The organism is Bifidobacterium tissieri (assembly GCF_002259645.1).
Classification (GTDB): Bacteria; Actinomycetota; Actinomycetes; order Actinomycetales; family Bifidobacteriaceae; genus Galliscardovia; species Galliscardovia tissieri.
The window spans coordinates 1-11,136 of the sequence record NZ_MWWV01000022.1 but is presented as its reverse complement, the minus strand read 5'-3'; the positions used below and the strand labels follow the sequence as shown (position 1 = coordinate 11,136).

The window sequence follows — 11,136 nt, the reverse complement described above, 5'->3', positions numbered from 1 at the left end:
CCGGGGAACCGGGTGGCACACCAATGTTCACACAACAAGGAAAGGAAACAGTGATGAAATCGCTGATGAAGAAGATCGCAGCCGTGGCGCTTGCCGCCGCGACCGCGCTGGGCATGGCGGGCGTCGCCGCGACGACCGCCAACGCCGCTGGACCGGCCACCCTGACCGTGACCAGCGATAACGCCGGGTTCTCTGGCAATACAGTCACCGCCTACCAGATGTTCTCGGCCACGCCGAACACCGATGGCGAGAGCGCCACCTACACGCTGAACTCGGGTTGGAAGGCTTTCTTCCAGACCAAGGGCGTCAATGGTGCGGATGACAACGCATTCTCGCAGAATGCGTATACTTACGTGTCCGCCTTGACCGATTCCGCCAAGATCGCCGAGTTCGCGGCATCCGCATCGGCCTGGGCCGCTAAGCAGACCACCTTGGACCCCGCTTCCGTTACTGCCACCGAGGAAGCGCCGTACACGGCGACCTTCTCGGGCCTGAACTACGGCTACTATCTGGTGACCAACGATGGCGCGGATTCGATTCCGCACGCCATCCTCACCAACGTGACGAAGACTGACAACTCGGTTGCGCTGAAGTCCGAATACCCGACCGTAGACAAGACGGTCACCGGCACGGGCACGAAGCCCGAAAACACCGATAAGGGCAGCAGCGCCCAGATCGGCGACACGGTCAACTTCACGGTAAAGTCCAAGGTGCCGAATTACACCGAGTACACTGCCGACTTCAAGTACACCTTCAAGTTCACCGATACCCTGTCCAAGGGACTCACGTTCAAGAATGACGTCAAGGTGACCGTGAACGGCACAGCGCTGACCGCAGACCAGTTCGACGTTACCTCCACTAATGCCACCGATGATGCCACGGCCCTTACCATCGATCTGGCCAAGTCCATCAAGGGATTCGCCACTGACAAGGCCACCATCGGCACGGAGATCGTCGTCACCTACTCCGCAACGGTGAACGAACAGGCAGTGGCCGGACAGGATACGGCCAGCAACTCCGTGAAGCTGATCTACAGCAACGATCCGAACAACCAGGACAGTGTGGATGACACTCCGGAAAGCAAGACCCACACCTACACCTTCAACTTCGATCTGAAGAAGGTCGATGCCAAGGATGCCAACAAGACTCTTGCCGGAGCCGTGTTCCATCTGGCAAAGAAGGATGGCACGCTCGTGAACCTGATAAAGGATGGGGAATCCTACCGTCCGGTCAAGGACGGGGAGACCGGCGTTGCGGATGGTAAGGTCACCACTCCGGCAACCGGCGTGATCAAGTTCACCGGTCTGGCTGCCGGCGAATATCAGCTCGTCGAGGATCAGGCTCCGAACGGATACAACAAGCTGACCGATCCGATCTCCGTGACGATCACCGCCACCTATAACGCCGACGGTACGCTCAACACCTCCAATGTTGCGTACTCATACGGTGCTGAGAAGGGTACCGGTACCACGATCACCGTCAAGAACAATGAAGGCACCCTCCTCCCCGGCACCGGTGGTATGGGTACTGTGGCGTTCACCGTGGTCGGCGTGATCGTGATCGCCCTCGGTGTGGCCTGGGCCATCCAGCGCAAGCGCGCCAACGCCTGAGCCAGCCATGTCTGAGTCGGTCTCTCCTCGGGACTGACCCGGACGTCATGGTCGGTCGTCTCCTCGGCGATGATCGATATTCCACACATCGGAACATCGCCGAGTGACGGCCGGCCGTCACCATCCACAAGCGTCTTATCATGAAAAAACTGCGTGACATTCTGCCCATTCTGGTGATCATCGGAGGACTGCTCGTGCTGTTCTACCCGACGATCAGCAACATTCTCATCATGCGCAACTCCAGCCATGTCGTCAGCCATTACGATGAGGCCGTCGACGCGCTGTCCGACGAGGAATACCAGAAGATCATGGATGCCGCGCGCGCATACAATGCGAAGATCGCCGAACAGGACGCCGGCGGCACCACGAACGCACTGTCGAACGCGGTGGGTGCCGACGCCTCCGACAGCGAATACATGAGCCTGCTCAATCTCAACGGCGACGGCATGATGGGGTACATCACCGTGCCACGCCTTCACGAGACCTTGCCCATCTACCACGGCACCGCCGAAAAGGTACTGCAGGTGGGCATCGGTCATCTGGAGGGCACGTCGCTGCCCATCGGCGGGGCGTCCACGCATGCCGCGGTGTCCGGGCATCGGGGACTGCCCAGCGCCAAGCTGTTCACCGATCTCAACCGGGTGAAAACCGGCGATCGGTTCTATATCACAGTCCTCAAGGACACGTATGCGTACGAGGTCGATCGCATCACCACGGTGCTGCCCACTGACACGCAGGAACTCGCCATCCAGGATGGCGAGGATCAGGTGACGCTGATCACCTGCACGCCCTACGGCGTGAACTCACACAGACTTCTGGTGCGTGGCCATCGCGTGCCATACACGCCCGCCATGAACGCGGAGTCGGCGAAACGATTCGGACTCGACATTCCGGTGCAGTACCTCGTTCCGCTGATCGGGCTGGCGGTGCTGCTTGTAGGCGGCGGCATAGCGCATCACATCTACCGACGGCGGCACGCCGTGGCCGCGCATCACAGCGGCGAACGGGGTCACGCGGACAAGCGTGACGGCGGAAACGAAAGGAGACCGCGACATGGGAGACATTCATAGCGCGCATGGCGCATCCGGGCGGCGGTCGACCCGTGAGGGCGGCATTCGACTGTTCGCCTTGCCAGCCGCCATTCTTAGTGTGATCACACTAACCGTGATGCTGGTCATATCGTGGGGGTTGCTGTTCCCCACGTCTGCATCGGCGTCTGCGGCATCGGGGCGTGTCGGCACGCTGACGATCTCGGCCACGGTCGCTGATGGCGGCACCACCCGCGTGCTTGCCGGCGACACGTATGCCGTGGCGCAGGTGGCCGACGCGACGATCGGAGACGATGGTACGATCAACGGATTTTCCACACGCGATGCGTTCTCAGCAGTCGGCAGGGACTGGGGATCGCTCAGCTCGTCACAATACAATGAGGCCGCCAAGGAACTCGCCGAATATGCATCCTCGCACGGTCTCTATGACGTGACCGATCATGCCGTGACCGGTGCCGATGGACGTGCGGTCGTGCGAGACCTTGTGCCGGGACTGTATCTGGTATCGCGTACCGCCGTGGCCGATGCGAATTCCGCGTACGTGTGCGACGCGTTTCTGGTGGCGATTCCGGAGACGGAGCCGGGAACGTCCGGGGGAGCGTCATCCGCGGCGAACTACGCCGTGGTTGCATCGCCCAAGTTCGAACAGGTTCCCGGTCCCGGTCCGGAACCGTCGGAGAATCCGTCCGGCAAGCCCACGCCGGAACCGTCGAAGAACCCGTCGCCCACTCCGGCCGTGCCGTCGCAGCAGTCGAACATCGCCAAGACCGGTGCCGCGATCATGCGTTATGTGCAGGTCGCGGTGATCTTCGGCGGCATCGCACTGGTGTTCCTGTTCATCCGTTCCCGGTACGCCAGCACTCGGCACGACGATCTGCACTGAACCGGACTCGTCCGGTGCCTGCCTGTTTCTTAGTGTGATCACACTAGGGAACAGGCAGTGCTGTATTGTGCGTATTGTGCCGTATTGTGCACATGGAAAATGTGAGCGGGAACATGATATTGGCAAAGCGTGGCAAGTCCTTACGTTAATGATTGCAATGCCTGTACAGTGAGAAGCACCTTCCGGCAGTGATGCTTTCGGGAGGAATCTCACATTGTTCGGTTTCGTTTCACGATGGTCGTGATATGTGCGGATCGAGCATCGAAAGGACAGACATGGGCGTGTACGTCATCACCGGCGCGACGAGCGGCATCGGAGCCAAAACCGCTGAAATCCTGCGCAATCGCGGCCATGAGGTCGTCAACATCGATCTCAAGGACGGCGACATCAGCGCGAACCTGGCCACCAAGGAGGGCCGTCAGTACGCGATCGACCAGCTGCACGAACGCTACCCCGACGGCATCGACGCCATGATCTGCAACGCGGGCGTGGCCGGCGGTCGCGCACCCATCCCGCTGATCGTCTCCCTCAACTACTTCGGCGCCACCGTGATGGCGCAGGGCGTGTTCGACCTGCTCAAGAAGAAGCACGGCAGCTGCACCGTCACCTCCTCCAACTCCATCGCGCACGGCGATGCCCGTATGGACGTGGTCGGCATGCTCAACAACAACCCCGACGAGGACCGCATCGTCAACCTCGTCAAGGACTACGATCCGATCGGCGGCCACGCCTTCTACGCCGCCACCAAGTACGCGCTCGCCCGATGGGCCCGCCGCATGAGCGCCCAGTGGGGTGCCTCCGGCGTGCGTCTCAACGCCGTGGCCCCCGGCAACGTGCGCACCGCCATGACCGGCAACCTGCTGCCCGAGCAGCGCGTGGCCATGGAGGCCATCCAGGTGCCCACGCACTACGGCGAGGAACCGCTCATGGACCCGGAGGAGGTGGCCAACGTGATCGCGTTCGTGGCCAGCCCCGAGGCCGCCGGTCTCAATGGCGTGGTGCTCTTCGCCGACGGCGGCACCGACGCGCTCCTCCACTCCGAGAAGGTCTACTGATCCGGCTCTCACCCCCGACATTCGTCGCGGCGGTCCGCGGCGAATCAACCACCAGAAACATTGCAGACAGGAGACTTTTCATGATCATCGACGACTACATCAAGGCCCTGCAGGACAAGGACTACGAAGCGCTCGGCTCGTGCTTCGCCGAACAGAGCCGCATGTTCGACTACTGCCCGTCACTCGTAGGCAAGGAGAACATCTTCCTCTACGGCGACAAGGCCATCGACATGTTCTTCCACAACCAGTTCGTGATCGGCGGATTCTCGGTGAGCGACCCGCATATGGTCAACGGCCGAACCGTGAACTTCTACGCCAACTACGCCGGCACCATCATCCACGCGCTCGCGCAGATCGAAAGCGTGGACGATGACGGGCGGATCCAGGAGCTTGTGATCCGTCCGGCGTGACGACGATTACTGAATTGGTGACTGACTGACCGGTCCGATCGTGATAATCGCGGTCGGACCGGTCGTTGATTTGTGGTCATTGTCGATCATTGTCCAACATAATGTCACATGTTCCGTGTTGCATACGTGTCATATTGCCTATCGTGCGGTAATATTGTTAAGTAAATACATTTACTGCGTAATGTCGCGCTGGCAAAGGCGCGTATTGGAGACACGAGAAGCATGGTCACGATCAAGGAAATCGCCAAACGGGCGGGGTATTCGCAGGCGACGGTGTCCCGTCTGCTCAACGGCGACCCCACGCTGTCGGTGAAGGACGAGACCCGTCGCCGGATCATTCAGGTGAGCGAGGAACTGGGGTATGCCACGCAGGCTTCCCGACGCGTTGTGCTGCCGCGCAAGGTCGCCATTCTTGACATGGTCGACCCTGGCGCTCATCTGGAGGACGCCTACTTCAACGAACTGCGCGATGTGGTGGTGAGCAGTGCCGTCGAGCAGCATATGGACATCGAATTCCACACCGATGTGAACGAGCTGATCGACGCCAGTGCGCAGTACGACGGATTCATCACGATCGGCGCCGAGGTGATCGCCCATGACGATTTGCGCCGACTGCACGAGGTACTGCCATATGGCGTGTTTCTCGACACCAACCCCGCGCCGAACCTGTTCGATTCTGTGCAGCCCGACCTGCAGCAGACCGTGATCGACGCCTTGGACGAATTCGCCGCGGCGGGCATGAAGCGCGTCGGTTTCATCGGCGGCACGCATGAATACCCCGAGGACATGCGGCTGCTGGCGTTCCGCAACTGGGCCAACCGACTCGGATTCGACACCGATGGCCTGATCTACATCGATGGTCCGTTCAATGTGGAAAGCGGACGAAAGCTGGGGGAGCGAATCATCGCCGAACGTCGGGACGACCTGCCCGATGCGTTTCTGGTGGCTGCCGATGTGATCGCCGTGGGCGTGCTGCAGTCGTTCAATGCGGCCGGCGTGATCGTGCCGCGTGACGTGAGCCTGATCAGCGTGAACAACCAGCCGATCGCACAGTACACGTCACCCGCATTGAGCACGTATGACATCGACCGGCATGAGCTGGTGCGTACCGGCATCAACCTGCTTGGTGAGGCGATGTCCGGATTGCACCGGGTGAAGCATCACGTACTGCTGTCGACCACGCTGGTGGCCCGGGACAGTTTCGTGCCGGCGAAGCATGGGTGACCGATCGACAGCACTGCAAACACATCGGCGTCCTGCCTACGGTCCCAGTACGGGGCCGGGCAGGACGCCGATCGCGTATATCTGCGTATTCAGCGTGCCCGCTAGATCAGCGACAGCGTCACGTCAAGCACGAGCGGCTGATCCGCGTCCAGCTGGAACTGCGGATGCACCGGGGCGCCCCACGAATCGTCGCCACCCACACCCATCTGTGCGGCCAGCAGACGCAGGAACGTGTGGCGCGGCGCGGGAAGCTCGTTCTGGTGACGCGCCTCCTCAAGCATCAGCGTGCTGTACGGCAGCAGGCTCACGTCGAATCCCGTGGCACCCGCCTCGCCGCGGCCGGCGGCCACGCGCATGCCATGACCGGTCACATCCGTGATCTCGGCCCAGCGCACATCCTCGTGGTTGCCGGTCTCCTGCGGCACCAGATACGGTGCCACGGAATCGGCCGCCGTGGTGGCATACACGCCCAGCTTGCCGCCGTTCTTCCGATCGAGATACGTCTCGTCGGGACCGAAACCGTAGAACTTCAGGTTCTCGTACTCGACCGGCAGCGTCCACTCGAGGCCGAACGCCGGCAGGGTCGGCGCATCCACGCCACCCGGATAGGAGGCGGTCAGATGCACGCTGCCGTCGGCCGCCACCTCGTAACGCACGGTCACACGCGTACGGTTCGGCTCGGCCAGCTCATACGTATACGTGGCGGTCGCGGAATCAACGTCGGCATCGAACGCGGTATCCACCACGCGGGCGTACCGGCCGGCACCGAACCACTGCACGCGGTCGAAACCGCTGCCGTTGCCGCGATCATTGTCGGTGAGCGGACGGAACGTCGTCAGATCGGGACGACGGATCACCATCTCGCGCTCGCCGGAGCGGAACGACACCATGCCGCCCTGCGTGCGGGACAGAATCACCTCGAAATCGTTGCCATTCGTGCCGTGAGCGCCGAGATTCCAACGGGAGTTCACGATCTCGATATTGGCGTCGGCGTCGGTGCTGGTGGTGCCAGCGGCCGCTGCGGTCTCGGCCGACTCATCGGCTTCGTCATCCGCGCCGGCACCCTTCACCACGGTCACATGCTGGCCGAACGCCAGCTCATAGCCGGCCTCCGCCCAATCGGTGGCCTGTGCCAGCCGCTGATCCACCTCGTACGTCACCTCGACGTCATCGCGCTCGCACACATCCGGGAACGCCACGTCGAAACGACGGGTCTCGCCGGCCGGCACGTCGAAACGATAATCGGCGCTCCACGTCTGCACGCCGTTGACCAGCAGACGTGCGGTGAACACGTAACCGGCGGTCGAAACGAACAGATTGTCGTTCGTGATCGTCACATCGGCGTCGGTCGGCTCGATCTTCACGTTCGCATACAGCTGCTTGACCTCCTGCGCCTTGGGGGACACGGTGCGGTCGGCGAACACGATGCCGTCGCCGGCGAACTCGTAGTCGTGCGGACGGTCGCCCCAATCGCCGCCGTAGGCGAGGCGCTCACTGCCGTCACCGAGCTTCTGCCACATGGCCTGATCGATGTAATCCCAGATGAATCCGCCCTGGTAATGCGGGTAGCGCTCCAGATCGGTGTACAGCTTCATGCCACCGACGGAGTTGCCCATCGCGTGCATGTACTCGCAGGAGATGTACGGCTTCTTCGGGTCGTTGGTCAGATATTCCTCGATCTCGGCCGGCTTGGCGTACATGCGGCTTTCGATGTCGGACAGCGCGTCGAACTCGCGGTTCCAGAACACGCCCTCGTAGTGCACCGGACGGGTGGGGTCGATCTGATGCGTCAGATCGCTCATCGCCTTGATCACGGTGCCGGCGTAGGATTCGTTGCCCATGGACCAGATGATCACGCTCGGGTGATTGAAATCGCGGCGGATCATGGTGTTCGTGCGGTCGAGGCAGGCGCCCAGCCATTCGTCACGGCTGCCGGGCACGTTGGTGTCGGCGGTCACCTGGTCACCAGGGGCGTTCCACGTGCCGTGCGTTTCGAGGTTGGTCTCGTCGATCACGTACACGCCGTATTCGTCGCACAGTTCGTACCAGCGGGTCTGGTTCGGGTAGTGGCTGGTGCGCACGGCGTTGAGGTTGTGACGCTTGAAGAAGCGGATGTCCCACAGCATGTCCTCTTCGGTGACGGCACGACCGTGGCGGGCGTCGAATTCGTGGCGGTCCACGCCCTTGAACACGATGCGCTTGCCGTTGAGCTTCATGATGCCGTCCTCGATGGCGAAGTGACGGAAGCCGATGCGGGTCTGCGCCACTTCGATCACATCATCGACGACGTCCTCGAACGCTCCGTTGAGCGTGACGGTGAGCGTGTAGAGGGTGGGCTCCTCGGCGCTCCACGGGTTCACCTCGCCCACGCCGGATGCGATGTGCAGCGTGCCGTCGGCGATGGTCGCGCCGTCGTATTCCTGCTTCCAGACGACGTTGCCGTCGACGTCGGTGATTTCGGCGAGCGCGGATCCGAGTTCGGGGGCATCGTCGGTGCGGGTGAGCGTGACGGTGGCGTCGATCGAGCCTTCACCGGTGGTGTGGTCGTAGTCGGCCACCACGGCGAGGTCGTTCACGTGCACTGCGGGGTGGGTGGTGAGCTCCACGCTGCGGAACAGGCCGTAGAGACGCCAGTAGTCCTGGTCCTCGAGCCAGCTGGCGGATGTGTATTCGTAGCAGGCGACGGCCAGTACGTTTTCGCCGTTGCGGATGGCGGAGGTCACGTCGAACTCGCTGGGGGTGAAGGAGTCCTCGGAGTAGCCGATGAACACGCCATTGAGCCATACGTAGATCGCGGTTTGCGCGCCTTGGAAGGTGATCGTGACGGGGCGGCCGCCTTCGATGGCGGCGGCGATCTCGCCTCCGGCGGTGAATGTGCGGCGGTAGAGCGCCACGTGGTTGTTCTGCGGAACGTCGGGGGCGATCGGGTCGTCGTGGCCGTCCCACGGGTATTGGACGTTCACGTACTGCGGGGTGAGATAGCCGCCTTCACTCAGGTGGGCGGGCACGGCGATGGTGCCGAATGCGGAGTCGTCGTAGTCGGGGTCGGCGAATGCGGGGGCGTGCTTGCCAGGTTCGCTGGCCACGGGGTAGCCTTCGGCGCCGGTGGTGACCACGCGGACGCGCCACTGGCCGTCGAGGCTGGTGCGCAGGGTCATGGTCTCGCCGGGCTGGGGTGCGTGGTCGTAGAAGCGGTGGCTGGTGTGTGCGGGCAGTCGGTTGACGGCGTACGTCTCCGGGTCGGTGATCCATGCGGCGTCGGCCTCGGCGGCGTGCCTGATGTGGATGGATTCGGTGAGCGGTGCAGTGGATGAGGTGGGTTGGGTGGTCATGTTCCCTGTCTTTCTGACATGAACGTCGTTGTCGCAGTCGTGGTCGGTGGTGTACTGGGTGGCCGTCGCTTCGTCGGTCGACGGTCAAGAGCAATAAAACTCTTTACTAATCACGGTAATATCAATTCTTTCTTTATGCAAGTCGTTGGAGTCAGAGTGTTGGAGGATTGTTGCCTATGTGTGGCAATCTACCCTGTTGTAGATTGATATTGTTACTTTTTTGTGCGATTTATGATGTGATAATGTTCGGTTTTTCTGTAGTGGGGGATAGATGGATTGTCCTCTAATATCCGGTCGATACGCCGATTGACGTGTCCGAGCGCGGTTCGGTAACTTCCTATCGTGCCAGACGTCTGATTTTGCAACGATTGTTGATGGTGGCGATGCGTGATGCATGCTGGACGCCTCGCTGCTGCAAGTGAACACGACACGCCCGGATTGCTGATTAATCAGTAATGGATTTTACTTTATAGGGGTAACGTCGTACACTGACGCTTGTCAGATCAACGGAAGATCTTGCACATCAGTCTTCTAAGGAGAAGCACGATCATGAAGGAAGAAACCACAGCCGCAACCAAATCGGGCGGCATCGGACGCCGTATCTGCTATGCGATCGGCAACTTCGGTCAGTCCGCGTTCTACAACGCGCTGAGCACCTACTTCGTCGTCTACGTCACCAGCACCATGTTCGCCGGGGTCGACAAGGCGCTCGCCACCAAGCTCATCGGCATCATCACCGGTCTGATTGTGGCCATCCGTATCGGTGAGATCTTCATCGATCCGCTGCTGGGCAACCTCATCGACAACACCACAACCAAGTTCGGCCGCTTCCGCCCGTGGCAGGTCATCGGTGGCTGCACATCCGCCGTGCTGCTCGCCCTCGTCTACACCGGCCTGTTCGGTCTGGTCAATGTGAGCGAGACGTGGTTCATCGTGCTGTTCGTGATCGTGTTCATCGTGCTCGACGTGTTCTACTCGCTGCGTGACATTTCCTACTGGGGCATGATTCCGGCGCTGTCCGAGGACTCTCATGAGCGCAGCGTCTACACTGCTCTCGGCTCCTTCACCGGCTCCATCGGCTACAACGGCATCACCGTGGTCGTCATCCCGATCGTCACCTACTTCAGCTACGTGTTCACCGGCTCCCACACCGAAAGCCAGTCCGGCTGGACGGCGTTCGGCGTCATCGTCGCGCTGCTTGGCATCCTCACCGCGCTCACCGTCGCGTTCGGCACCAAGGAGAACGAGAGTGCACTGCGTTCCAAGGCCCAGGAGAACGGCAACCCGCTGCAGGCGTTCGGCGCCCTGGCCCACAACGACCAGCTGCTGTGGGTCGCGCTGAGCTACCTGCTGTACGCCATCGCCAACGTGGCCACCACCGGCGTGCTGCTCTACCTGTTCAAGTTCGTACTCGGCCAGCCGGCCGCCTTCTCCATCGCCGGCGTGATCCCGATCATCACCGGTCTGGTCGCCGCGCCGCTCTACCCGATCCTCAACCGCTACATCCCGCGCCGCTACCTCTACCTCGCGGGCATGGTGTTCATGATCGCCGGCTACGTGATGTTCATCATCG

At 61.5% G+C, this 11,136-nt stretch carries 8 protein-coding genes; 7 read left to right on the top strand and 1 reads right to left on the bottom strand.

The annotated features are described in order from the left end of the window. The first annotated feature begins 53 nt into the window (after nt 1-53). From BTIS_RS11150 to BTIS_RS11125, 6 genes are all read left to right on the top strand, one after another. Nucleotides 54-1,610: a SpaH/EbpB family LPXTG-anchored major pilin gene (locus BTIS_RS11150; protein ID WP_158216907.1), complete on the top strand. Its 1,557-nt coding sequence runs from the start codon at nt 54-56 to the stop codon at nt 1,608-1,610. Between the two features lie 140 nt (nt 1,611-1,750). Continuing rightward, nucleotides 1,751-2,680: a class C sortase gene (locus tag BTIS_RS11145; protein ID WP_094665487.1), complete on the top strand. Its 930-nt coding sequence runs from the start codon at nt 1,751-1,753 to the stop codon at nt 2,678-2,680. After that, nucleotides 2,664-3,542, top strand: a complete 879-nt coding sequence (locus BTIS_RS11140; RefSeq protein WP_094665485.1) for a hypothetical protein — start codon at nt 2,664-2,666, stop codon at nt 3,540-3,542. The genes BTIS_RS11145 and BTIS_RS11140 overlap by 17 nt, the downstream gene beginning before the upstream one ends. 275 nt (nt 3,543-3,817) lie before the next feature. Beyond that, nucleotides 3,818-4,597: an SDR family oxidoreductase gene (locus tag BTIS_RS11135; protein ID WP_094665483.1), complete on the top strand. Its 780-nt coding sequence runs from the start codon at nt 3,818-3,820 to the stop codon at nt 4,595-4,597. 80 nt (nt 4,598-4,677) lie between these two features. Then, a complete protein-coding gene (locus tag BTIS_RS11130) occupies nt 4,678-5,007 on the top strand; it encodes a hypothetical protein (RefSeq protein WP_094665481.1) in 330 nt (109 codons plus the stop codon). A 222-nt stretch (nt 5,008-5,229) separates the two neighbouring features. Next, a complete protein-coding gene (locus BTIS_RS11125; RefSeq protein ID WP_094665479.1) occupies nt 5,230-6,231 on the top strand; it encodes a LacI family DNA-binding transcriptional regulator in 1,002 nt (333 codons plus the stop codon). 101 nt (nt 6,232-6,332) lie between these two features. On the opposite strand, the gene lacZ is transcribed toward BTIS_RS11125, so the two are convergent. Further along, the gene (lacZ, locus tag BTIS_RS11120; protein ID WP_094665477.1) at nt 6,333-9,563 is read right to left on the bottom strand and encodes a beta-galactosidase, LacZ type; all 3,231 of its coding nucleotides are present in this window, start codon (nt 9,561-9,563) and stop codon (nt 6,333-6,335) included. A gap of 549 nt (nt 9,564-10,112) precedes the next feature. Here lacZ and BTIS_RS11115 point away from each other — a divergent pair. Then, nucleotides 10,113-11,136: glycoside-pentoside-hexuronide (GPH):cation symporter (locus tag BTIS_RS11115; protein WP_094665475.1), on the top strand; the 1,024-nt coding region annotated here is incomplete at its 3' end.